Origin of the sequence: Pseudomonas sp. ChxA, from assembly GCF_030263855.1 — a bacterium.
GTDB classification, from domain to species: Bacteria; Pseudomonadota; Gammaproteobacteria; order Pseudomonadales; family Pseudomonadaceae; genus Aquipseudomonas; species Aquipseudomonas fluorescens_CB.
Genome location: NZ_JARPMK010000001.1, coordinates 2,265,868 through 2,287,666 on the forward strand (window position 1 = coordinate 2,265,868; position 21,799 = coordinate 2,287,666).

The window sequence follows — 21,799 nt, forward strand, 5'->3', positions numbered from 1 at the left end:
GGTGAGGCACTTTATTTTGTCAAGAAATGACTTGGAATACTCCCCGACGTCAGCGGCGGATCGTTTGCTGCACCTGCTCAAGACCCGTGGGCCACAGTTGGCCAGTGATGCCGGTGAGTACCTCGGCACGACCGGTGAAGCGGCGCGCCAGCAGTTGGTGAAGCTGGCGGTCAATGGGCTGGTCGAGGCCCACTCCGAAGTGCGTGGGGTAGGGCGCCCGACACAGGTCTGGCAACTGACGGCGGCAGGGCATGCGCGCTTTCCCGACACCCATTCCGAACTCACCGTGCAACTGCTGCAAACCGTGCGCGAGACCTTTGGTGAAGAGGCTATTGAGCGTTTGATCGACGTGCGCGAGCGCCAGACCCAGGCGTTGTATGAGCGTGAGATGCAAGGCGTCAGCGGCCTCAAGGCACGGGTTGAAAAACTCGCGGCGCTGCGCACGCGTGAAGGCTACATGGCCCAGTGCAGCGAGCAGCCGGACGGTGCCCTGATCCTGGTGGAGAACCACTGCCCGATCTGCGCAGCGGCGACCGCGTGCCAAGGGTTTTGCCGCGCAGAATTGCAGGTGTTCGAGCAGGTGTTGCGGGCCAAGGTCGAGCGCGTGGAGCATATTCAGTTGGGCGCGCGGCGGTGTGCTTATCGGATTCACTGAACGCGCCGCCGATTAAATGTGGGAGCTGGCTTGCCTGCGATAGCCATCGGTGTCTACACAGCAATTGAAGGTATCCACATTCCCCTGTGGCGAGCGGGCTTGCCCCGCGTTGGGCTGCGAAGCAGCCCTGAAATCAGGCGCTGCGTTTTTTCAGAAAGAACGCGGTGGCTTTACTGGGGCCGCTGCGCAGCCCAACGCGGGGCAAGCCCGCTCGCCACAACAGCCCGTTCAGCCTGTAGCATCGCAGCGGTGCGACGATTCGGTACGTCAGCTCCCTTCTCCCAGTGCTACCGCTACCTCCTTGGCCACCTCGATAAACGCCCGCGCCGCCGCACTCTGGTACACACCTTTGCGCTGCATCAACACCGCCGTGCGCTGCAGCCGTTGCGGGCCCAGCTCAATGGCTACCAACTCGGGATGCGCCCGTGCAATCGCGGCCGGCAGTAGCGTCGACAGCGTGGTCCGGCGCACCACCTCGATCAATGCGCCAATCACATTGGCCTCCATCACCACGCGCGGGTGGATGCCGTGTTGGTTGCAGTAGCGGTCGATCTGCTCGCGGGTGGCGAACTCTTTGCTGAGCAAGATCAGCGATTCGCCATTCAGCGCCTGCAGCCCGATGGCAGCCTCGCTTGCCAACGGGTGTTGACTGCCGACCACCAACGCCAGGGTTTCCACCAGCAGCGGACAGCTGTCGATGTCAGGTGCGTGCGCTTGATCAAAGGCAATGCCCACATCCAGTTCGTCAGCCAGCAGCTGGTTTTCCATCTGCTCCTGGGCGACTTCGCGCACGTTCAAGGTGATGTTTGGGTAGCGGCGGTGAAAGGCTTCCACCAGTGGCCCCACGAGGTAGGTGGTGAAGGTGGGCGTGACGGCAACCCTCAGCGTCCCACGGCTCAAATCAGCCACGTCATGGATCGCGCGCGTGCCTTCCTGCAGAGCCTGCGCCGCGCGTAACGCATAGCGCAGGTAAACCTCGCCGGCATCGGTCAGACGTGTCTTGCGGCCTGAGCGGTCAAACAATTGCGCGCCGAGGCTTTCTTCCAACTGCCGTACTTGTTGCGACAACGCCGGTTGCGAGACATGCAGGGCCGTCGCCGCCTTGGTAAAGCCCTGATGCTCTGCGACGGCAAGGAAGTAATGGATATGGCGCGCCAGCATGTTTGTACTCATAAGATTATCTGATGCGCTTGATCATATATGAGACTTTTACCTTATTTAAGTGGCTGCGTAACCTTTGCTTCATCGCATCGCGAACCAAAGGAGTCACCCATGCAAGACATCATCGACGGTTTCCTGAAGTTTCAACGTAACGCCTTCCCCGAGCGTGCCGGCCTGTTCAAAGACCTGGCCAACCAGCAGAGCCCACGGGCGCTGTTCATCTCCTGCTCCGACAGCCGCCTGGTGCCGGAGTTGGTCACGCAGCGCGAGCCGGGCGACCTGTTCGTGATCCGCAACGCCGGCAATATCGTACCGTCCTACGGCCCTGAGCCGGGCGGCGTGTCGGCCTCGGTGGAGTACGCCGTCGCCGCCCTGCAAGTCAGCGACATCGTGATCTGCGGCCATTCCGATTGCGGCGCCATGACCGCCATCGCCACCTGCAAATGCCTGGACCACATGCCCGCCGTGGCCGGCTGGTTGCGCTACGCTGACTCCGGCCGGGTGGTCAACGAGGCCCGCCAGCATGTCGACCAGCACGCCAAAGTCGCCTCCATGGTGCGCGAAAACGTAATCGCGCAATTGGCCAATATCCAGACGCACCCGTCGGTGCGCCTTGCCCTCGAAGAAAAGCGCGTAACGCTGCATGGCTGGGTCTACGACATCGAAAGTGGCTGCATCCAGGCCTTCGACGGCCGCACCGGCCAGTTTGTAGCCCTTGCCGACAACCCGACCGCGCGCGCCGTTTCCTACTAACCCCGACTTTTTACCCACGGAGATAACCCCATGATCCAGTCGCAAATCAGCCAGACCACTCGCCTTGCCCTGACCGACGTCATCCTCTTGGCTAAAGCCCGCAAAGACCTGTCTTTCGCGCAGATCGCCGAAGGCACCGGCCTGCACGAAGCCTTCGTTACCGCCGCCTTGCTCGGCCAGCACCCACTGCCGGCCAGCGCCGCTCAAGCCGTTGCCAACACTCTGGGTTTGGATGCGGATGCCGTGCTCCTGCTGCAAACCATCCCGGTGCGCGGCAGCATCGGCAACGGCATCCCGACCGACCCGACCATCTACCGCTTCTACGAAATGATCCAGGTCTATGGCACCACGCTCAAGGCGCTGGTCCACGAGAAGTTTGGCGACGGCATCATCAGCGCGATCAACTTCAAGCTGGACGTCAAAAAGGTTGAAGACCCGGACGGTGGCTCCCGCGCCGTGATCACCCTGGATGGCAAGTACCTGCCGACCAAACCGTTCTGATCAGCTGAGTGACGGCCCGACGCTGCAAGGCGTTCGGGTCACGGCAGCCATATTGAGGGTCGCAGTTATGGATTTGATCTTTCGTCATGTACGCATCGACGACGCACAGCCGCTGATGGATGTGGCAGTCAATAACGGCAAGATCATCGAGATCGCGCCGAACATTTCAGCCCACGCCCGGCAGGAAATCCAGGGCCACGGCAACGTGCTGATACCGGGTTTTGTCGAAGGGCACCTGCACCTGGAAAAAGCCCATGTCATGCACCGCAAGGCCAACCGTTCGGGCACGCTGAAAGAGGCGATTGCCGTCACGGCCGAACTCAAACCCACCTTGACCCGCGACGACATCCTCGATCGCTCCACTCAAGTACTGCGCGACCTGGTGCAAGCCGGCACTACCCACGTGCGCGCCCACGCCGAGTTCGACCCCGAGCAAGGGTTTACCGGCTTTGATGTGGTGCTGGAGTTGCGCGACAAACTACGCGACGTGATCGATATCCAGGTGGTCGCCTTTCCACAGGAAGGCATTCTGAAGCTACCGGGCATGCAGGCCATGATGGTCGAGGCCATGGAGAAGGGCGCCGACGTGGTGGGTGGCATCCCCTACAACGACAGCTCGGCGCACGCACACATCGACTATGTGTTCAGCCTGGCCCAGCGTTACGACAAGGATATCGACTTCCACCAGGATTTTGCCGACAACGCCGAGCACATGAGCATTGAATACCTGGCTCGCAAGACCATTGAACACGGCTATCAAGGCCGTGTGTGTGTCGGGCACCTGACCAGCCTGGGCGCCGTACCTGTGCACAAACAGCACGAAATCATCGCGCTGATCCGCGAGGCCGGCATCAGCGTAATGTGCCTGCCCGCCACCGACCTGCACCTTGGCGCACGCAACGATGGTCACAACGTGCGCCGCACCCTGGCGCCGGTGCGAGCCCTGCGTGATGGCGGCGTGAATGTGTGCCTGGCCACCAACAATATCCGCAACGCATTCACCCCGTTTGGCACCGGCGACTTGCTCAATATTGCGCAGTTGGCCATTCCCGCCTGCCACCTGGGCGGAGCGGATGATCAGGCCACGGTGTTGCCGATGCTCACGAGCAACCCGGCTAAAGCCTTGGGGCTTAAGCACTTTGGGTTAGCACCGGGCAAGGCGGCGGATCTGGTGTTGTTGGATACGCAAGCGGTGGGGGATGTGATTCTTGATCTGCCCGTGCGTCTGATGGTGCTTAAGCGCGGGAAGATTGTGGCGACGTCGGTGTGTCAGCGATCGGTGGTTTTCTGAGCGCTGTTCAACGTCAGAGTAAGTGCTGCATGGCGGCTATAAGGTGAATCCCCCCGCAGTATAAAGAGCTATGATGCCGTCAACGCAAAGCCTGTCAGCAATAGCGGCAGTATCGCGACTCTCTCGGTTCCCCACAGCGGTCTCCCATGCCTGTAGCACAGCCTGGGTATGCGGAGCCTGCAAATCGATAACGCTCTGACGAACAAGGATGTTTCCATGAAAAAGTTAGCGTCGGTTTCTGCCGATATTTTCCACAAGCACTACGCTGATAACGCCTATGTGAGCGCACATGGGGCAAAGTCCCTCGACCAGACGCATATCGTTACCTATACCCACTACAAGCAGTTGCAGGGTGCCGGGTATTTTTTGAATGTTAACTTTATCGGAAAGTCCAAAGCACCCAGAGTAATTGTCGGTATTGGGGGGCTCGGCTTTGACTTGGACCGTGCCAAGTTCGAATACCAGCTAACAAAGTTTATAAAGTACCTGCCCGCGCATGTCGAGCTGTATGTTCATGCTGCGTGCCACGTGAAAATGCTCAGTTACGATTCCGTGACAGTGTTGGGCTCACAGAATATTTCGTCGACGTCATTGCCGTATTTGGATGCGCAGGCGTCGCCGATCTCAAGACACCATGAGGTGCAAGTTGAATTTCAAGACGCTGATTTGACCTGCGCGCGGGCGATTTTTAATGAAATTTTATGCGACCCCAGCCTGCATATAAAGCTATCTAGAAAAAGTATTGCCGCTGATATAGTTGAGCATTTACTTAAGGGGTTCAGCTACGAGGTTCATAAGAGAAATATGGAGCTTGCTAACGCCTTGGAGACATTTCTCGGTAAGGCTGAATTAATAGAGAAACGCCTGGGTTTTGTTCCGGGAGCTGTAGAAAATCAATGTTTGGTTTCGTTGGTTCAGCGCATTTATGCAGCTAAAGTGGTGACGGAAGATCATGTCGATGAGTTGTTTGAAGTTCTCTATGCTGACGCAGGTGACTTTCTGTTGGATGAGGAATTTACGGATGACGTGTTTGAGATATCCCGAACTATAGAGTCGGTCAATGAGGCGTCTTTACCGGAAAAGGATCAGGTGCTCCCTGTTCTTAGGTCTATCTACTCAAAGGAAATGCCGCTGGCTGAAGGTGAAGCATTTTCCGAGTTTATCGACGAACTCAAGAGCGTTATAGAACACCATAACGTTACTGACGCTTTGGCATTTGCCAATCAACACCAGGAACGCTTGGTGCAGAAGATTATAGAGAGTCCGGACTACAAACAGCAGGCGATAATGGACGCCACGGATAATGATGGGAGTATGGTTGAAGGTCGCATTCGTGACGCGATATTAGACGGTCGCATTGACTTTAGTGGGTACGAAGTGGAGTTGAATCTGGCTCAGTTTATTTCGGCCTTGCACGCCGTTATTGAGTCAAGCTATCTCGCCGTTGTGTTTAATACCTTTGAGAGGATGGGTGAGATGCACGCTAAACTTCTCAATATTTATCAGCGTGAATTGGGTGCGTAAGAATATTGCAGTCGGCAGTTAATGCCCGTTACCCCGGTGCAATGCGTTTTCTACCCCTCATTTTAGTTCCTACTGCTCCGAAAGATGGAGGGGAGCTTCGGTAATCCGAAAACTCCCCTCCATCGCGCGGTTCATGCCTTTGTGCACCTTGGCGAGCAATTCATTGGATAGCCTGTCGTTTAATGGCGAGCTGTCTGCCCCAGAAACCCGGTAATCAACCCCACCACCTGCTGCTGAATCACCGCCCGCGGCCGCCCACCCTCGCCATCGCGGCAGATCATGCCATCGCCCGGCGAGCTTTCCTCAATCAACGCGATTGCGCCCGGCTTGCAGATCGACATAAAGCTGAAGTGCGTGGCGTCGCTGATTTCCACGTACTGGGTCGAGGCTTTTGGCAGGCGCTTGACCAGGTTGGCGGATTCCAGGTTGGGGTCCATATCCTCGGTTGGCACGCCCCCCGCGATGACCAGCGCGGGCACCTTGAATGCCGCCAGGCTGGCGTCGGTCATGCCGCGTGACAGGCCCAGGTCCAGAGACACGATGGCGGTGACGCGTTTGTCGCTCAAGTCCGCGGCCAGCCGGGCTTTGCCGTCGGGCGTGGCGGCGGGGTTCATCTCGTGGTAGCCGATGCAACCGCCCAATTTTGGGTGCGCTGCACAGTCACGGGCGAACAGATCAGGATCGAAGCGCGCGCCGGCGATTTCCAGTACGGTCCAGCCGCCGAGGGAATGGCCGACAGCAGTAATGTGTTGGTTCGCCACCGCGCCAAACTGTTGCGGCTGAGCCAGCACGGCATCGATAGCGCGGCTCAGGTCGGCCGGGCGTTGCCATAGCTGCGCGGCGGCTTGCGGGTTGCGGTCCTTGGTGGTGGTGCCGGGGTGGTTCACCGCCGCGACGATGTAACCCTTGTGCGCCAATGCGCTGGCCAGCCACACCTGCTTGCCCCAGTTGCCGCCGTAACCGTGGGACAGCACCACCAGTGGATGCTCGCCCGCAGCCGGCGGCGCGTCGGGCACGGCGAGGGCGCCGATGAAGACCGCGTTGTCGGCGATCAGCTTGGGTTTGGCTGAGGTGGTAGCGGGGTACCAGACCACCAGCTCCAGCGCGCGAGTGTTGTGCGCATCGGGCAGGGTCGTGGTTTTGAAGCCGACCGGGGCATCGTCGGCGAAGGCGGGTGTGGTCAGGCAAAGCAGGAAGAGGGCGTGTAGAGCGGTTTTCATTGTTGTTATCGTCCTTGATGTTGGTGGCGAATCATCACCTGAAACCCTGTGGTCTGCACATCCCCTGTTTGCACTTAATACCCGCCCCGTTGGGGATCGTTTCGCTGGCCCGTTCGTCTGTCAGTGTTTGAGATTAATCGCCTGTGCCACCTTGGTATTGGCCAACCCAGCCCCATAACTACCCTTGTATCCACTGAGGGCGCAGACCATGACCAACCCAACCGAAACCGCCATCCTTGCCGGCGGCTGCTTCTGGGGCATGCAAGACCTGTTGCGGCGCTACCCTGGCGTGCTGCAAACGCGTGTCGGCTACACCGGCGGTGATGTGCCGAATGCCACGTACCGCAACCACGGCAACCATGCCGAAGCCATCGAGATCGTGTTTGACCCGGCGGTGATCACTTACCGGCAGATTCTGGAGTTCTTTTTCCAGATCCATGACCCGAGCACGCCTAACCGCCAGGGCAATGACACCGGGCCCAGCTATCGCTCGGCGATTTATTATTTGAGTGAACAGCAGCGCGATATTGCCGAAGATACGGCGGCCGACGTGGATGCGTCGAAGCTGTGGCCGGGTCGAGTGGTCACCGAGATTGAGCCGGCAGGGCCGTTCTGGGAAGCGGAGCCTGAGCATCAGGATTATCTGGAGCGGATACCGAATGGGTATACCTGCCACTTTATTCGGCCGAACTGGAAGTTGCCGAAACGGGCTTGAGGCGCGCCGGGCAATGATCGTTCCCACATGTGGGAGCTGGCTTGCCTGCGATTACGGTGTGTCAGTCAATAAATTAGTTAACTGATCCTCCGCCATCGCGGGCAAGCCCGCTCCCACATTAGCTTTATGTTGCCTAATGCTCAGCTATCTACTGTGTAGTTAGCCGGCGGCCTCGCGCTCCAGCAGCCTGTCCATCAGCAACACCCCCAACTCACTCAACTGGTGAATCGCCAGCGCCACGTCGCGCTGTTTTCCCGTCAGGTCTTCTGACAGATCGAGCAGCAAGGCGGTGACCGAGGAAAAGGTTTCGTAGCTGTTGGTGATCAGGGTTTCGTTGCTGGCGTCGGCGGCGACGTTGAACAGCGAAGACGGTGACAAAGCAGGGCCGGCTTTTGGATTGAGGTAGTGATCAATTGCACGATGCGCGGCCTGATTGAGTTTCAGGTCGGGTTCGCTTGGAGGGTTCGGCGTAATTTTGAACATACTTGGAATTTCCCACGTTAGGGCCGCCACCTCTTAGCTACTAAACAAAGGGGTGGCAGCTGTGCACAGGTTAGTAGACCGGGGAATTCCAAGAAAGCCGGCGCGCCCGAAGACGCCCTGCACACAACCACCATCAAGCACGGACGAAGCCGTCCGATAGATGAAGCTCATGCACTGACTGGAATAACCCCGGGCTACTAAACCCGATCACTGAATTGTCAGCGACCGAGCAACCTTAGAGACGCCCACCAGAGCGCACAAGCCGGCGGATTCTGACGCAAGCGTAGGCAATGGAGCAAGGCGCTGTGGCTTCGGACTTTCCTGTTTCAGTCTTCGTTGTAGGACATGAGCCCAGCACCCATCCAAAATGTGGGAGCTGGCTTGCCTGCGATTACGGTGTGTCAGTCAATAAATTAGTTAACTGATCCTCCGCCATCGCGGGCAAGCCCGCTCCCACAGGGTTTTGTGTTGTTGGGTTGATCAGGCTTTGGCTACGCCTACCCGCCACTGCGCAGGCGGCAGCAGCCCATTCACCAGGTAATTACCCACGATCCGCGACTTGTACACCCGCGGGTTATGGTTCGCCAACGTGCGTGCATTGCGCCACAGCCGGTCCAGGGCCTTGTTGCTGGCCGTGGCGCTGGCGCCCAATGCATCGAACAACCCGGTGGTCGCCGCCAACGTTGCATCCACCACCGGATTGACCGCCAGGCACACCTCCAGCTCAGCCAGTGCAACCTGCGCGTCGTCGTCATTAAGCGGCTGGTCATGCGCAATCACATACTGCGCTGTCTGGTCCAGGCGTTGCGCCGCGTGCTGGGTGATGGCCTGCGCGGCGTAGGCCTGGCTGGCGACTTCGCCAATCACTTGCAGCAACTGCACATCCTGGGCGGCGGTGTCGGCGTTACCGGTGGTGAAGGTGCGGGCGCGCTGGCTGAGTTCTGCGGCGCCACTGAGCGCGGCGCGGCGAGCGATGCCGGCCAGGGTGGCGAGGTGGTAGATCTGGTAGAACGATTGGCCATAGGCGAATCGCTGGGTGGTGGGGCGCACGTCGTCATCCACTACCGGTGCGTTGTCGAAGAGGCAGGTGCCGCTGGCGGTGAGGCGTTGGCCGAAGCCATTCCAGTCGTCGACGATCTGCACGCCGGGCGCCTTGAGGTCGACGACGAGGCTGTACACCACGCCGTCTTCGCCGGTGGCCACAGTGTTGATCAGGTCACTGTAGAGCGCGCCGGTGGTGTAGAACTTTTTGCCGCTGATGCGCAGTGTGCCGTCGGTGTGGCGGTGCAGGCGGGTGCCGAAATCGCCACGGGCCTGGTTGCCGACTTCGGTGCTGCCGGGGGAAAGCAGGGCGCCTTGGCCGAGGCGGTCGAGCCATTGGGCGCGCCAGTCGCGGTCTTTGGCGCAAAGCACGTCTTCGCAAAAGCCAAAATGCCCACGCAGCGCCTGGGTGATGTTGGAGTCGGCGGCGGAAAGCTCTGTCAGCAGCGCAAGCAGTTCCGCGAAGGTCGCGCCTTGCCCGCCGCAACTGACTGGCAATCGCCAGCGTGGCAAACCCAGAGCGTTGAGCTGTTGGATCACCGGGGCCAGGCTGGCGCGTGTCTGATCCGCCTCGGCAGCGTGTGCAAGGATCTGCGCAAACAGCGGGCGAAACGGAGCGGCCAGTTGTTCGTAACGGGCGGAGGGCGCAATGCCCCAGGTATTCAATACGGGAGTCGACATGCAATGGACCTTGCAGAAAGGGTTCAGGCGCGGGGTCCAGTGGTCTGGTGGCGTCACCCTAACCCAGTGGGCAGCAAATTTTTAATACGAAAAATAGCTAACTCACTGTGCTGCGGTTCTATCGATAGTGCACAACAGTATTAAACCCGGCGCTTTTATTGCGTTAGCTTCTACGAGCGCCACGCTCGGCGACCGCCAAAACCCTTCCCTCATCGCCAGACTGCACGCCCACAGATGGTTGAGTCAGCCATTAACTGTGTGGATCCCTCCTATGATCAATCGTCGTAACCTGCTTGCCCTGCTGGGCCTGGCCTCACTAACACTGCACGGCTCATCGGTGTGGGCGGCAGCCCCGCAGACCCTCACGGTGGGCGACCAGTTCTTCTCCAATCGCATCGTCCTGGAGCTGTCCGGCGAGCTGAAAGACTTGCCGTATAAAATCGACTTCAAGCGCTTCAACACCGGCTCCCCTGTAGCCTCGGCGGTCGCCAGCGGCGCACTGGACGTGGGCATCGTCGGCGACACGCCAGTGATCAGCCTCGCCGCCAATGGCGCGCCGGTGAAGGTGGTCGCCAGCACCCAGACCAGCCTTGATGGCGTGGGCATTGTGGCGCGCAAAGGTATCCATTCGGTGGCCGAACTCAAAGGCAAAACGGTAGCGATCTGGAACGGTTCGTGGAGCCAGCAACTGGCCTACAAGGCCCTGGATGAAGCCGGTGTGCCACGCAACAGCGTGACCTTCAAATACTTGCTGCCGGCCGAAGCCAGCCTGGCGCTGAGCCAGGGCGACATCGATGCCTTCGGCACCTGGGAACCCTACGTGTCGTTGCAGGAGAAAGAGGGCAGCACCCTGATCCGCAATGCCAAGGGCTTGATGAGTGCGCCGACCTACATCGTTGCGTATGAGCCGGCGCTGGCGCAGAAAAGCGCGATTATCAAGGATTTTATCGCGCGCCTCACCCGTGCCCGGGTGTGGAGCAGCACCCACGTGGATGAGTATGCCGAGGCGTGGTCGAAGGCCAACCAATCTGCACCGGAGATTGCCAAGGTGTGGTTCAAGCGTGATGCGATCAAGGTGCTGCCGATCTCCCCGACCATTGTCAGCGAAGCCCAGGCCACGGCGGATTTCCTGGTGGATGCGCAGATGCTCAAACAGCATTACGACGTGACGCCGTTGTTTGATCAGGCCCTTTAAACGCGCAGGTAACACGCGCTAATAGTCTCGAACGCCTGTTGATACGGGGCTGAGCTAGGTTTTTTTATTCCGGTTGGCGCCGGAATAAAAAATTAACTAGCATCAACATGGAGTAGCCAGTAGGCTACAGGTGAGACTTTGACCAATACGATCGGCAGGACGCCGGAGTTTGATACATGGCTCGACGGTATGAAGGACCTTTGGGGCAAAACGGCGGTGCTGACTCGCCTGGACCGCGCCCAAGAAAACAATTTTGGCGATTGCGAGCCGGCCGGTGACGGCCTGAGTGAGATGCGTGTATTCGTCGGGCCTGGCTACAGGATTTACTTTGTACGCACGGGCATCACGGCTTACCTGATGTTGTGGGGCAGTGATAAAACCGATCAAAAAAGAGGCATAAAACGGGCAAAAGAAATTCTCGATGCCCTGAGAGGTAGATGAAATGAGCAACTCGACATTCAAACCCGAAGACATGCCGATCCTCGATCTTGATACATCCGGCACCCGTGTGTACGAAGCTTCGCGCTTCCTCGACAGCCCCGAAATCATCAGCGCTTATCTGGCGCAAAGCATGAAGTCCCAAGACCCGCACATCCTCATGAAGGCGTTGGCCGAGGTCGCCAAGGCCCAAGGTGTAAACAAGGTGGCCGAGGCGGCGGGGGTCAATCGCGAGAGCCTGTATAAAACCCTCAAGGGCGGCTCCAAGACGCGTTTTGAAACGATCAAAAAGCTGATGCTGGCGTTAGGTTTTGAGCTGACTGTGCAGCCTGTCGAAGCGGGCGCAAACAAAAAATTGCCACGGCACAACCGACAATAATCAGCAGCTGTCAGTTTTCACAGTATCTTTCTCCTTGGAATCATGGTCTTGTCACACGCTGACGCGAACGTTCCCTGGCCAAAAAACACAAGGCACAGGGCTGCGCCTGAGTGTATTTCAAGGAGATTTAATCATGAGGGTCGTGACCTCAGGCTCTGCTTATCTGGACATAGACGCTTACGCTTGCTGCATTGCCTACGTTGAACTGCTGAATCACCAGGGTATTCAAGCGCGTGCGGTGAGCAGCGCGCCGCTCAATTTCAGCGTTTGCGCCAGTGTGCTCGGTTGGAATGCCTCGCTGGACGATTACCGACCCGGCGCCGGTGATGAGTTCGTGTTGGTGGATGTCTCCGACTACCATCACTTTGACCCGATCGTGGTAATCGATCAGGTGCGCGAGGTGATTGACCATCATCCAGGCTTTGAAATTCACTGGGCGCAGAAGCTCGGTGCGCAGGCTGATATCCGGCCAATCGGTGCCGCAGCAACGCTGATTTTCCAGCGCTGGGAAAGGTCCGGCCTGCTGCCGCAGATCAGCCGACACAGCGCGGCTTTATTGGCCACGGCGATTCTGGACAATACCCTTAACTTCACCGGCAAAATGACCGCATCCCTGGATATCTGGGCCTACGAGGTGTTGGCGCGGCGGGCGGGGCTGGCGGCGGATTGGCCGCAGCGTTATTTCAGCGAATGCCAGGCGGCGATCGAAGCCGACCTTGAGGTCGCCCTGGCGGCTGATATGAAACACATGCCGGCCACGCGCAACCTTCCGCATCTTATCGCGCAAATGACGGTATGGGATGCGCAGGGGTTGCTTGACCGGCACCGCGCAGCCATTGAGCAATGGCTGGCGACGCAAGGTGAGGACTGGCTGTTGAACGCCATCAGCATTCGCGAGCGCAAGAGCTATTGGTTGGCCGAGCCTTTGCTCAGCCAACAGAAGCTGAGCCTGCTGCTGTCGCTCAATTGGCAAGGTACACAGGCAGTGCTCGGGCGTGCGATGCAGCGCAAGGAACTGGTGACGCTGGCCTTGGCTGCCGCAAGCGAAGACCTCAGCGCACGAGGCAAGGCCGTTTGTTGTTGAAGGCCCAGCCCGGTATCAAAAACTGCATGGCCACGCTATCGTCCCGCGCCCCAAGGCCCATGCCTTTGTACAGCTCATGGGCCTTGGCTACGGCGTCCATGTCGACCTCCACGCCCAGTCCCGGTTTGCTCGGCACTTTCACGTAGCCGCCCTCGATTTTCAGCGGTTCCTTCGTCAGGCGTTGGCCGTCCTGCCAGATCCAGTGGGTGTCTATCGCCGTGATGTCGCCCGGTGCGGCGGCGGCCACCTGGGTGAACATCGCCAGGGAAATATCAAAGTGGTTATTGGAGTGCGAGCCCCAGGTCAGGCCCCACTCATGGCACATCTGCGCCACGCGCACCGAGCCTTGCATCGTCCAGAAGTGCGGGTCGGCCAGGGGAATATCCACCGACTGCAACTGGATCGCGTGGCCCATTTCACGCCAGTCGGTGGCGATCATGTTGGTCGCGGTTTTAAGCCCGGTGGCACGGCGGAATTCGGCCATGACTTCGCGGCCCGAGTAGCCGTTTTCTGCGCCGCAGGGGTCTTCGGCATAGGCCAGCACGTGGTGTTGATCGCGGCATAGGCGGATGGCTTCTTTCAATGACCATGCGCCGTTCGGGTCGAGGGTGATGCGTGCGTCCGGGAAGCGCTCGGCCAAGGCCGTTACCGCTTCGATTTCTTCATCGCCACTCAAGACGCCGCCCTTGAGCTTGAATTCGTTGAAGCCGTATTTGGCTTTGGCGGCTTCGGCCAGGCGTACCACGGCCTCGCTGGTCAGGGCTGTTTCATGGCGCAGGCGGAACCACTCGTCATCGGCGTCCGCCTCGTTGCGGTAGGCCAGGTCGGTGGCCGTGCGATCACCGACGTAGAACAGGTAGCCGAGCATTTTTACCGCGTCACGCTGTTGGCCTTCGCCCAGCAGGGCGGCGATGGGCACTTCAAGGAATTGACCCAACAAGTCGAGCAGGGCGGCTTCCATGGCGGTGACGGCGTGGATGGTGATGCGCAGGTCAAAGGTTTGCAGGCCACGGCCGGCGGCGTCCCTTGATGCAAAGGTGGTGCGCATCTGGTTGAGGATGCGCTGGTACTGGCCGATGGGTTGGCCGATCACCAGGCTGCGGGCGTCTTCCAGGGTTTCGCGGATACGTTCGCCACCGGGCACTTCACCGACACCGGTGTTGCCCGAGCTATCCTTGAGGATGACGATATTGCGGGTAAAAAATGGCCCATGGGCGCCGCTCAGGTTCAGCAGCATGCTGTCGTGGCCGGCCACGGGAATGACTTGGAAATGGGTAACGACTGGCGTGGTCATGGCAAGGTCCTTATAAGCTCAAAGAGGTTTGCTGATAGCGGTAGCCGTTGGCGCGACGCTCGGCGGCGCCAGTACGGCAGAAGGCGAAGTCTTGGCAAAAAACACCAGGATGGCCGCCAGCACCGACGTGCCGGCCAGGCCATACAGGCCGCCCTGGATCGAGCCGGTGGTCTGTTCCAGAAAACCGAAGGTGGTGGGGGCCACGAACCCGCCCAGGTTGCCGATGGAGTTGATCAGCGCGATTACGGCTGCGGCGATGCGCACATCCAGGTAACCCTGTGGAATCGGCCAGAACAGCGAGGAGGCGGACTTGAACCCGATGGCCGCGAAGCAGATCGCGACAAAGGCGAAGATCGGCCCGCCCGTGGTGGACATGAACATGCCGGCGGCGGCAATCAACAGCGCGGCGGCGACCCAGGCTTGCTGGAACTTGAACTTGCCCGACAGCGCGGCGAAGGCGTACATGGCGATGATCGAGATCAGCCACGGGATCGAGTTGAAGAAGCCGACCTGCACGTCGCTCAAATCGCCCATCTTCTTGATGATGCTCGGCAGCCAGAAGGTTGCGGCGTAGATCGTCAGTTGGATGCAGAAGTACAAGGCGCAGAACAGCAGGATCTGACGGTCTTTCAGCAGCTTGCCGAGGGTCGGTTTGACCGTGGTCAGTGCTTCACGCTCGCGCTGTTCCTGGTCGATGGCGCCCACCAGTGCGTCCTGTTCTTCGCGGGTCAGCCATCGGGCGTCGTGGGGTTTGGAGTCGAGCCAGAACCACACAAAAAAGCCCAGTGCCACAGAAGCCAACCCCTCGATGGCAAACATCCATTGCCAGCCGTGGAATCCGAACCCTTCTATTTGTAACAGCACCCCCGACAGCGGGCCGGAGATCAGCGACGCAACCGCCGAGCCACTGAGGAAGATGGCGATGGCTTTACCGCGTTCCACGCCGGGCAGCCAGCGGGTGAAGTAGTAGATCACGCCGGGGAAAAAGCCCGCCTCGGCCACGCCCAGCAGAAAGCGCAGGATGTAGAACTGGGTTTCGTTCTGGATGAACGCCATCAGCGTGGCGACGATGCCCCAGGTGAACATGATGCGGGTCAGCCAGATGCGCGCACCGACCTTTTGCAGCAGCATGTTGGAGGGCACTTCAAAGAGCGCATAGCCGATGAAAAACAACCCGGCGCCCAGGCCGTAGGCAGCCGCGCCGATACCCAGGTCATGCTCCATGTGCGTGCGCACGAAGCCGATATTGACCCGATCGATGTAGTTGAGGATGAACATGATCACGAACAGTGGGAGCACGTGGCCCTTCACTTTGCTCACGGCGCGCGTAAGGACCGAATCACTTTTTGGAGCGGCAGATGCATGGTTTGAATTGTTCACAATTCAAAACTCCCCCTGATTTATTTTTATGCGGGTTTGCGTGTTTTGTTGCCAGACATCATACAAGTGATTTTCTCGAGTTCGCAATCTACCTATCACTGTTTTTGTTCTTATAAGGCTGCTGGCTGGTTGGGTGTTTTGGTTATTTGCTCAGCCTTTGTTGAGCGAAAATAGCGTTTGTCGCCTTGGTCAATGCACTGTTCGCCTCGGCGCACTGCCCGCAAAGCTCGACGAGTCGAGCGCCGTAAAGAATGGTTGTCATACAAGTTCGTCGGTTTATCAATCAAGCCAGCGCCTGCTCGGGGCAGGGTGTTAAGCTCCCCTCAGCCAACCCCGTGGACCCGTAGCGATGCCCATTGAAAGTGGAACCCTTGTGCGTAAACGTTCCAATAACCTCGCCCAAGGCGTGGTCGAGGCGCTGACCCAGCGCATCCTCCTGGGCCAACTCAAGCCCGGTGAAAAATTGCCGTCCGAGTCCAGCATCGTGCTGGAGCATGGCGTGAGTCGCACGGTAGTGCGTGAGGCTATCTCCAAGCTGCAAGCGTCGGGGCTGGTGGAGACGCGTCACGGCATCGGCACCTTTGTGCTGGCGCAACACGCCCAGCAAGGTTTGCGCTTGCATGTGGACACGGTTGCCAGCGTGCGTAACATGCTCGAGCTGCGCCTGGGCCTGGAGGTGCAAGCTGTGGCGTTGGCCGCGCTGCGCAGGAGCGACGAACAGCTCGCACACATGCGCCAGGCGCTGGACGATTACCAGGCCTCACTGGCCAACAACGACAGCTGTGTGGAGGAGGACAAGCGCTTTCACCAACTGATCGCCGAGGCCACCGGCAATACTTTTTTTACCGAAATCATGCTGCACCTGGGCAATGCGATGATCCCGCGCACCCAGGTCAAGGGCGTCGAACGCGGCGGTGCCGACTTTGCCAAGCTGGGGCAGTTGGCGAACCTTGAGCATGAGGCGATCTTCAATGCCATCAAACGCCAGGACCCGGACGCGGCGCGGGCCGCCATGGTGCTGCACCTGACCAACAGCCGGGACCGGTTTTCCGGGGAATGACAAGGAACCACCGTTGAACGAACACACATTGTCCATGCGCCTGGAGCGCGTGGCCGCCAACGTACCTGTCGGCGCACGCTTGGCCGACATCGGCTCGGACCACGCTTACCTGCCGGTGGCCTTGATGCGCCGGGGCGTGATCACGGCCGCGGTGGCGGGGGAAGTTGCAACCACGCCCTTTCACGCAGCCCAACGCACCGTGCGCGATAATGGCCTGGAGCAGCATGTCAGCGTGCGCCTGGCCGACGGCTTGGCGGCGATTGAGCCTGGCGATGGGATCACCGCGATCAGCGTCTGTGGCATGGGCGGCGAGACGATTCGCGACATCCTCCACAACGGCAAGCTGCACCTCAGCGGCCAGGAACGCCTGATCCTGCAACCCAATGGCGGTGAGCAACCCTTGCGCCAATGGCTGATGGATAACGGCTATCGCATCCTTGGCGAAGAGCTGTTGCGGGAAAACCGCTTTTACTACGAGATCATCGTGGCCGAGCGCACAGGCGCCGTGACCTACACCGATGAGCAGCTGTACTTCGGCCCGTTGCAAATGCAAGCCCGCAGCCCGGAGTTCCTGGCCAAGTGGCAGCGGATGCTGCGCCAGAAGCACAAGACCCTGGCCAGTTTTGAACAAGCCCGCCAGGCAGTGCCGGAGCAAAAGCTGCAAGAAATTGCCCGGCAGGCGCACTGGATTACCGAGCTGCTGGCGTGAGTGACTTGTAACTTTTCCTACGGGTGTGCAAGGATCTGCCCATGAATCAATTTTCGCAAAGCAACCGCCATCATCATCACGGACCTTCCTTCAGGTGCCGTGGTTGCTTGCGCTCACTGATTGACCAGACCCACTGATCACTCAATGAACCCCACCCAAGGCGCCTATGGCGCCTTTTTTATTGCCTGCAAACACTGGAGATTCAACCCATGACAATGCTACGTGGAACCCGAATGGTCATCGGCAAAGAAGCCGCAACGATGCGTGAAGTAGAAGGCCGTTTCCGGAGCTACCTTCATCGAAGCGGGCGCTGAAGAAGTCATCGTGCCGGCCCTGTGGGGCCAGGACACGTTTATCGAAAAAACCGGCGGCAGCGAAATCATCGGGCAGATGTGGGCCTTCGACGACAAGGCGGGCCGCAAGTGTTGCCTGATCCCGGAAGCCACCGCGCTGTTCCAGGAGCGCAACGCCAGCTTGCTCGACGGCCGCGCGGCGGCGATGTTTTTTTACGTGGCGCGGTGTTATCGCTATGAGCGGCCGCAAGCCGGCCGTTATCGTGAGTTCACTCAACTGGGGCTGGAGATTCTCAGCCCTGATCCCGGGTTGGCGCTGCTGCGCAGCCAGGCCCTGTGTACAGGGTTTCTGGACACGCTGGGGCTCGACTATGCGCTGAACCTGGCCGTGCAGCGTGGGCTGAGTTACTACCTGGAGGGCAACGGCTTCGAGGTGCGCTGCCCGACATTGGGTGCCCAACAGCAAGTCGTGGGCGGCGGCGCTTACCGTGAAGGCGCGGGCTTCGGTATCGGGCTTGAGCGGTTGGTGCTGGCGTTGGCGTGAAGCACCAGGCGTCTCCCAGTGGGAGGCGCCTGCTTTGCTGCCCTCGAATATGCTCCAATAGCCGCCTTATTTTGTAACCCAGGAACCCTGTCATGGCCGAGACCACCGACCAAGCTTTCTACGACCGCGCAGACGCGCATATCGAACTGTCCAACGAGCAGCTCAAGACCTGTGAAAACCTCGGTGAGGTCAGTGCCTCGATGATGTTCGGCACCACGCGCTTCAATGCCTGGGCCAGCGCCCGCAACTTCAAGTCCGGCGCCGAGATGGCCGAGGCCCGCGAGGCGATGCTGAAGTATTTCTGTGAGCAGTACCGGATGATGCTTGAGGATAATCTGGATGATCACATTAATAATTTCAGCCAGTACATGCGGGGTCTGTAAGTCCTGCGGGTCGGCCTCAAGGGCAAGGGGTGGTGTTTGAATCCACCGGCGTTGGCGGCTGAATCAGCTGCACTTTTCTTTGCAACTGGTCGACCTGTTCTTTCTCGGCGCGCAGGGCCGAGCGCAGTTCCTTGTTTTCCATTTCCCAGATCTTTGCCCAGCGGGTGGCTGTCTTGCAGTCGACGATCATCTGCCAGATATCCTGAAGTTTCAGGTACTGAACCAGCATCAACACTGCTACTGCCGTCATCACCAGCAGGGCGCCTGTCGCTACAACGTCCGACGTTGTCATTTCACTGTCCTTTTGCTCATTGCGTGGGTGTCTAACACTCGGCAATGATATGTAGTGAATTGCGACACGTATAGAATGTAGACTTATACAGGTAAATAATTCATGCAGATGGAGAGGCCATGAAACGTGAACAAAAGCTCCAGCAGGTGCGCTGGGACCTGGCACTTCGCTATCGTTTGATCGAGACCGTTGCCTGGTGGGAAGGCCGCCTGACCACGGGGCACTTGATCCAGAGCTTTGGGATCAGCCGGCAGCAGGCGTCAAAGGACATCAACACCTACATCAATGAACATGCGCCTAAAAATCTTACATATGACAAGCAGATCAAGGGCTACGTACCCAGCAAACACTTTGCGCCGCTGTTCATTGAAGACAGTGCATCTGCGTACCTGCACCTGCTGAACCAGACTCATACGCGTATGCCCCACGTCGAAGGGCTGGCCCTGGCGTATGCACACACCAAGGTGTTGCAGGTGCCGGACCGCTCGATCAAGCCCGAAATCCTGCGGCCCTTGCTCAAGGCGTGTCGCGAGCGCTTGCGGCTGGATATCGACTACGTATCACTCAACGCACCGGACCCTGAGGGCCGCACAATTGCCCCGCACACGCTGATCTACACCGGCATGCGTTGGCATGTGCGGGCGTACTGCGAGAAGAATCGCAGCTACCGCGATTTTGTCTTGAGTCGCTTGCGTGGGGTGCCGGAACTGCATGATCACGAGTCAGACAACGGCATTGCGGCCGACGATGACTGGAACAACATCATCGCGGTGATCATCAAACCCGATGAACGCCTGAGCCCGGCGCAGAAGGACATCATCCAGACCGATTTCGGCATGGTCGATGGAAAGCTCGAGATCCACAGCCGCCAGGCCCTGGTGAAGTACGTGTTGCACCGCTTTCAGATTGATCCGAAGAACCTCAACCCCAAGCCGGAAGCGCAGCAAATCGTGGTCGCCAACCTCAAGGAGTTGAAGCCTTGGTTGTATGACTGAGAGGGGGCGCGAGCGCGTGGGTGACGCGCTCGCGGCCGGGTTCAGAGTAAGTCGTTCTGGCCGATTTCGTGCTGGATCAGGGCGCTGATATCCAGGGCTTTTCCGACAGGCGTGAGGGCCAATTGGGTGATGTTGATCGACCAGTTGTTCGGCCCTTGCGGCGTATAGGACAGAGCGCCTATCTCATGCAGGGCAGCAGCCAGCGAGCTGGTATCGGGTGGGTTGCCTTTGCGCTCGGTTATTTCGTAGTAGGCCGCGCCGATGCCGTAGGGCGCCTCAAAGGCACGCACCTTGGTGGCGCTGTTCGCCAAGGGAAAGGAATTGTTGCCGAAGGCTTTCCACAACGCCGTCAGCAGGCTGTTTATTTGCGCGATGGAATGGCGGCGGCCATTGCCCATTCGAATGCCATTTTGGTCAATGGCATAGAAAAACCGTTTCTGTTTTGCAATCGTGAAACACTCGTTCATGTCGGTGGGTAATGCCTTGGCGGGCATACCCGTTTTCGAGCTCGACGTGCCATTGTGGGGAAGGTCATAGCCGATCATGAACAAGGCCGCTTCAAGTCGACGCAAGGGCGCAATGGGTCCTGCATCGGTGAACGCGCCAGCGCCGGCGTTTGCCAGCACCTCGGCCAGGATCCAGCTGGCCTTGAGGTTCCAGTGGGCGTGCTGTACCGCGCCAGTCAGGCCAGGGAACTGCAGATTGCCTTTAGCCGGGTTACGGTTTTTGCGCCACTTTGCGGTAGGCCCCTCCTTGGCAGGCGCCCACGGGAACGCCAGTTCGGCGGGCACCGTTGCCAGCTGTCGGTATTGGCAATATTTCACCACGATCCAGCCCAGTGCGGCGGCGACTCGGCTGTCATAGATGATGAAGTCGTTGACCAGCAACGAGTACACCTTGGTCATGCCGGCATTGAAGCGCAGGTGCGTATCCAATAACACCGGATCCGCCAGGCTGTTGCCGGAAAAGGCGGCTGCCGTTAACTCAAGCAGATCAGACAGGCCGCTGCTGTGGTTGGTCAGCCAGCGCACATTGCCCGCTGAAATGCCGCCCCACTTCATGATGCCCGAGGCCGCTATTAGCGTGCATTGATCGCTCTTTCGAGCGAGGCCGCTTTTCAACGCATTTCCCAGCGCCGTCAGCGTCACATCACTGCTGGTGAGGCAGACACCCGCTGGGGTACCCAGCGCGCCTTGGTGTGGCCAGTGATACTTCGCGCAGGCGTCATCCAGGCTGCTGAATGAGCGGATGCACTGGCTGCGACGATCGGTGTACTGGTGCGCAAACAACGAGGTGTGATGCAAGTGAGTCGCTAGCCAATCGACAAAATCCTGAACCACATGACTTGTAATGGGCGCGCTTTTGCCCAGGTATTGATCGCGATGCATGGCCCGCTCCTTGATGCAGGTAATAGGGGAAAGTGTGAGGTGGCTACAGAGGCGTCGCGTCGGCGACCCACCGAACGGGCTGCGCTTGTTCTTCCAGCAAACGGCAAACCTGAAGGTTCAGCGCCACAAATTCATCCCAGGTATGCAGGGCGGCATAATTGAGCTCATATTGGCGGTCGACCCGGCAGATATCGGGCCGCTCGGCATACACCGAGCAACCTTTGTCAGCCTCGCTGTAGTGCGTGCAGGCGCCGTCACCGCGATCGAGATAGCGGGTTTCGGGCGCCAGGTGCACATTGCGGCAACACAGGCCGCACTGGGTGCAGGGAAAGGCCTGCAT

24 protein-coding genes are annotated in these 21,799 nt (G+C 59.1%); 15 read left to right on the forward strand and 9 right to left on the reverse strand.

The features are described from left to right. Positions 1-31 precede the first annotated feature (31 nt). Positions 32-655 (forward strand): helix-turn-helix transcriptional regulator, encoded by a 624-nt coding sequence (locus tag P5706_RS10120; RefSeq protein WP_285679146.1) that lies wholly within the window; start codon positions 32-34, stop codon positions 653-655. Positions 656-922: 267 nt separating this feature from the next. Here the strand turns inward: P5706_RS10120 and cynR are convergent, their stop codons facing one another. Next, the gene (cynR, locus tag P5706_RS10125) at positions 923-1,816 is read right to left on the reverse strand and encodes a transcriptional regulator CynR (protein WP_285682697.1); all 894 of its coding nucleotides are present in this window, start codon (positions 1,814-1,816) and stop codon (positions 923-925) included. 111 nt (positions 1,817-1,927) lie between these two features. On the opposite strand from cynR, the gene P5706_RS10130 reads away from it, so the two are divergent. The 4 genes from P5706_RS10130 to P5706_RS10145 all read left to right on the forward strand — a co-directional run bounded on the left by P5706_RS10130 (position 1,928) and on the right by P5706_RS10145 (position 5,885). Continuing rightward, a complete protein-coding gene (locus P5706_RS10130; protein ID WP_017136973.1) occupies positions 1,928-2,569 on the forward strand; it encodes a carbonic anhydrase in 642 nt (213 codons plus the stop codon). 30 nt (positions 2,570-2,599) lie between these two features. Continuing rightward, on the forward strand, positions 2,600-3,070 hold the full coding sequence (cynS, locus tag P5706_RS10135) for a cyanase (RefSeq protein ID WP_285679147.1): 471 nt from the start codon (positions 2,600-2,602) through the stop codon (positions 3,068-3,070). A 67-nt stretch (positions 3,071-3,137) separates the two neighbouring features. After that, positions 3,138-4,361, forward strand: coding sequence for an amidohydrolase family protein (locus tag P5706_RS10140; protein ID WP_200431352.1), 1,224 nt, complete (start codon positions 3,138-3,140; stop codon positions 4,359-4,361). Positions 4,362-4,577: 216 nt separating this feature from the next. Next, positions 4,578-5,885 (forward strand): hypothetical protein, encoded by a 1,308-nt coding sequence (locus P5706_RS10145; protein WP_285679148.1) that lies wholly within the window; start codon positions 4,578-4,580, stop codon positions 5,883-5,885. 179 nt (positions 5,886-6,064) lie between these two features. On the opposite strand, the gene P5706_RS10150 is transcribed toward P5706_RS10145, so the two are convergent. Next, on the reverse strand, positions 6,065-7,105 hold the full coding sequence (locus P5706_RS10150) for an alpha/beta hydrolase family protein (protein WP_285679149.1): 1,041 nt from the start codon (positions 7,103-7,105) through the stop codon (positions 6,065-6,067). Positions 7,106-7,313: 208 nt separating this feature from the next. Between P5706_RS10150 and msrA the strand changes: the two genes are divergently transcribed. Next, entirely contained in the window at positions 7,314-7,820 is a 507-nt protein-coding gene (msrA, locus tag P5706_RS10155) for a peptide-methionine (S)-S-oxide reductase MsrA (protein ID WP_285679150.1), read from the forward strand. Positions 7,821-7,979: 159 nt separating this feature from the next. On the opposite strand, the gene P5706_RS10160 is transcribed toward msrA, so the two are convergent. Both P5706_RS10160 and P5706_RS10165 read right to left on the reverse strand, forming a co-directional pair. Continuing rightward, a complete protein-coding gene (locus tag P5706_RS10160) occupies positions 7,980-8,303 on the reverse strand; it encodes a DUF6124 family protein (protein ID WP_285679151.1) in 324 nt (107 codons plus the stop codon). 480 nt (positions 8,304-8,783) lie between these two features. Continuing rightward, complete coding sequence (locus tag P5706_RS10165) at positions 8,784-10,025, reverse strand: acyl-CoA dehydrogenase family protein (RefSeq protein ID WP_285679152.1); 1,242 nt, start codon at positions 10,023-10,025, stop codon at positions 8,784-8,786. A gap of 271 nt (positions 10,026-10,296) precedes the next feature. Here P5706_RS10165 and P5706_RS10170 point away from each other — a divergent pair, with 271 nt between their 5' ends. The 4 genes from P5706_RS10170 to P5706_RS10185 all read left to right on the forward strand — a co-directional run bounded on the left by P5706_RS10170 (position 10,297) and on the right by P5706_RS10185 (position 13,121). After that, positions 10,297-11,220 carry an ABC transporter substrate-binding protein gene (locus P5706_RS10170; RefSeq protein WP_200431357.1) on the forward strand — a complete coding sequence of 308 codons (924 nt, stop codon included), beginning with the start codon at positions 10,297-10,299 and terminating at the stop codon, positions 11,218-11,220. Between the two features lie 138 nt (positions 11,221-11,358). Next, on the forward strand, positions 11,359-11,661 hold the full coding sequence (locus P5706_RS10175) for a type II toxin-antitoxin system RelE/ParE family toxin (RefSeq protein ID WP_285679153.1): 303 nt from the start codon (positions 11,359-11,361) through the stop codon (positions 11,659-11,661). Position 11,662: 1 nt separating this feature from the next. Further along, positions 11,663-12,037, forward strand: coding sequence for an addiction module antidote protein (locus P5706_RS10180; protein ID WP_285679154.1), 375 nt, complete (start codon positions 11,663-11,665; stop codon positions 12,035-12,037). A gap of 133 nt (positions 12,038-12,170) precedes the next feature. Next, positions 12,171-13,121: a DHH family phosphoesterase gene (locus tag P5706_RS10185; protein ID WP_285679155.1), complete on the forward strand. Its 951-nt coding sequence runs from the start codon at positions 12,171-12,173 to the stop codon at positions 13,119-13,121. Here the strand turns inward: P5706_RS10185 and gudD are convergent. Both gudD and P5706_RS10195 read right to left on the reverse strand, forming a co-directional pair. Next, the gene (gene gudD, locus P5706_RS10190; RefSeq protein WP_285679156.1) at positions 13,090-14,415 is read right to left on the reverse strand and encodes a glucarate dehydratase; all 1,326 of its coding nucleotides are present in this window, start codon (positions 14,413-14,415) and stop codon (positions 13,090-13,092) included. The two genes, P5706_RS10185 and gudD, sit on opposite strands and share 32 nt — an antisense overlap. Before the next feature lie 18 nt (positions 14,416-14,433). Beyond that, positions 14,434-15,795 (reverse strand): MFS transporter, encoded by a 1,362-nt coding sequence (locus P5706_RS10195; RefSeq protein WP_200431362.1) that lies wholly within the window; start codon positions 15,793-15,795, stop codon positions 14,434-14,436. A gap of 349 nt (positions 15,796-16,144) precedes the next feature. Here P5706_RS10195 and P5706_RS10200 point away from each other — a divergent pair, with 349 nt between their 5' ends. The 4 genes from P5706_RS10200 to P5706_RS10215 all read left to right on the forward strand — a co-directional run bounded on the left by P5706_RS10200 (position 16,145) and on the right by P5706_RS10215 (position 18,784). Then, a complete protein-coding gene (locus P5706_RS10200) occupies positions 16,145-16,855 on the forward strand; it encodes a FadR/GntR family transcriptional regulator (RefSeq protein ID WP_200431363.1) in 711 nt (236 codons plus the stop codon). Between the two features lie 13 nt (positions 16,856-16,868). Continuing rightward, on the forward strand, positions 16,869-17,564 hold the full coding sequence (locus P5706_RS10205) for a tRNA (adenine(22)-N(1))-methyltransferase (RefSeq protein ID WP_285679157.1): 696 nt from the start codon (positions 16,869-16,871) through the stop codon (positions 17,562-17,564). 297 nt (positions 17,565-17,861) lie between these two features. Beyond that, positions 17,862-18,401 carry an ATP phosphoribosyltransferase regulatory subunit gene (locus P5706_RS10210; protein WP_285682698.1) on the forward strand — a complete coding sequence of 180 codons (540 nt, stop codon included), beginning with the start codon at positions 17,862-17,864 and terminating at the stop codon, positions 18,399-18,401. Between the two features lie 92 nt (positions 18,402-18,493). Continuing rightward, positions 18,494-18,784 (forward strand): DUF3144 domain-containing protein, encoded by a 291-nt coding sequence (locus tag P5706_RS10215; protein ID WP_285679158.1) that lies wholly within the window; start codon positions 18,494-18,496, stop codon positions 18,782-18,784. Between the two features lie 16 nt (positions 18,785-18,800). Here the strand turns inward: P5706_RS10215 and P5706_RS10220 are convergent, their stop codons facing one another. Continuing rightward, positions 18,801-19,076: a hypothetical protein gene (locus P5706_RS10220; protein WP_200431366.1), complete on the reverse strand. Its 276-nt coding sequence runs from the start codon at positions 19,074-19,076 to the stop codon at positions 18,801-18,803. A gap of 119 nt (positions 19,077-19,195) precedes the next feature. On the opposite strand from P5706_RS10220, the gene P5706_RS10225 reads away from it, so the two are divergent. Then, positions 19,196-20,071 (forward strand): WYL domain-containing protein, encoded by an 876-nt coding sequence (locus P5706_RS10225; protein WP_285679159.1) that lies wholly within the window; start codon positions 19,196-19,198, stop codon positions 20,069-20,071. A 41-nt stretch (positions 20,072-20,112) separates the two neighbouring features. On the opposite strand, the gene P5706_RS10230 is transcribed toward P5706_RS10225, so the two are convergent. Continuing rightward, positions 20,113-21,459, reverse strand: coding sequence for a hypothetical protein (locus P5706_RS10230; protein ID WP_285679160.1), 1,347 nt, complete (start codon positions 21,457-21,459; stop codon positions 20,113-20,115). A gap of 43 nt (positions 21,460-21,502) precedes the next feature. Continuing rightward, positions 21,503-21,799 carry a YkgJ family cysteine cluster protein gene (locus P5706_RS10235; protein ID WP_200431369.1) on the reverse strand — a complete coding sequence of 99 codons (297 nt, stop codon included), beginning with the start codon at positions 21,797-21,799 and terminating at the stop codon, positions 21,503-21,505.

Bases quoted from the DNA above. Each gene is read 5' to 3' on its own strand.
- P5706_RS10165 (WP_285679152.1), bottom strand. From the start codon at position 10,025: ATGTCGACTCCCGTATTGAATACCTGGGGCATTGCGCCCTCCGCCCGT.
- P5706_RS10180 (WP_285679154.1), top strand. From the start codon at position 11,663: ATGAGCAACTCGACATTCAAACCCGAAGACATGCCGATCCTCGATCTT.
- P5706_RS10140 (WP_200431352.1), top strand. From the start codon at position 3,138: ATGGATTTGATCTTTCGTCATGTACGCATCGACGACGCACAGCCGCTG.
- gudD (WP_285679156.1), bottom strand. From the start codon at position 14,415: ATGACCACGCCAGTCGTTACCCATTTCCAAGTCATTCCCGTGGCCGGC.
- P5706_RS10235 (WP_200431369.1), bottom strand. From the start codon at position 21,799: ATGCAGGCCTTTCCCTGCACCCAGTGCGGCCTGTGTTGCCGCAATGTG.
- P5706_RS10230 (WP_285679160.1), bottom strand. From the start codon at position 21,459: ATGCATCGCGATCAATACCTGGGCAAAAGCGCGCCCATTACAAGTCAT.
- P5706_RS10150 (WP_285679149.1), bottom strand. From the start codon at position 7,105: ATGAAAACCGCTCTACACGCCCTCTTCCTGCTTTGCCTGACCACACCC.
- P5706_RS10145 (WP_285679148.1), top strand. From the start codon at position 4,578: ATGAAAAAGTTAGCGTCGGTTTCTGCCGATATTTTCCACAAGCACTAC.
- cynS (WP_285679147.1), top strand. From the start codon at position 2,600: ATGATCCAGTCGCAAATCAGCCAGACCACTCGCCTTGCCCTGACCGAC.
- P5706_RS10130 (WP_017136973.1), top strand. From the start codon at position 1,928: ATGCAAGACATCATCGACGGTTTCCTGAAGTTTCAACGTAACGCCTTC.
- P5706_RS10160 (WP_285679151.1), bottom strand. From the start codon at position 8,303: ATGTTCAAAATTACGCCGAACCCTCCAAGCGAACCCGACCTGAAACTC.
- P5706_RS10200 (WP_200431363.1), top strand. From the start codon at position 16,145: ATGCCCATTGAAAGTGGAACCCTTGTGCGTAAACGTTCCAATAACCTC.
- P5706_RS10170 (WP_200431357.1), top strand. From the start codon at position 10,297: ATGATCAATCGTCGTAACCTGCTTGCCCTGCTGGGCCTGGCCTCACTA.
- cynR (WP_285682697.1), bottom strand. From the start codon at position 1,816: ATGCTGGCGCGCCATATCCATTACTTCCTTGCCGTCGCAGAGCATCAG.
- P5706_RS10185 (WP_285679155.1), top strand. From the start codon at position 12,171: ATGAGGGTCGTGACCTCAGGCTCTGCTTATCTGGACATAGACGCTTAC.
- P5706_RS10225 (WP_285679159.1), top strand. From the start codon at position 19,196: ATGAAACGTGAACAAAAGCTCCAGCAGGTGCGCTGGGACCTGGCACTT.
- msrA (WP_285679150.1), top strand. From the start codon at position 7,314: ATGACCAACCCAACCGAAACCGCCATCCTTGCCGGCGGCTGCTTCTGG.
- P5706_RS10220 (WP_200431366.1), bottom strand. From the start codon at position 19,076: ATGACAACGTCGGACGTTGTAGCGACAGGCGCCCTGCTGGTGATGACG.
- P5706_RS10215 (WP_285679158.1), top strand. From the start codon at position 18,494: ATGGCCGAGACCACCGACCAAGCTTTCTACGACCGCGCAGACGCGCAT.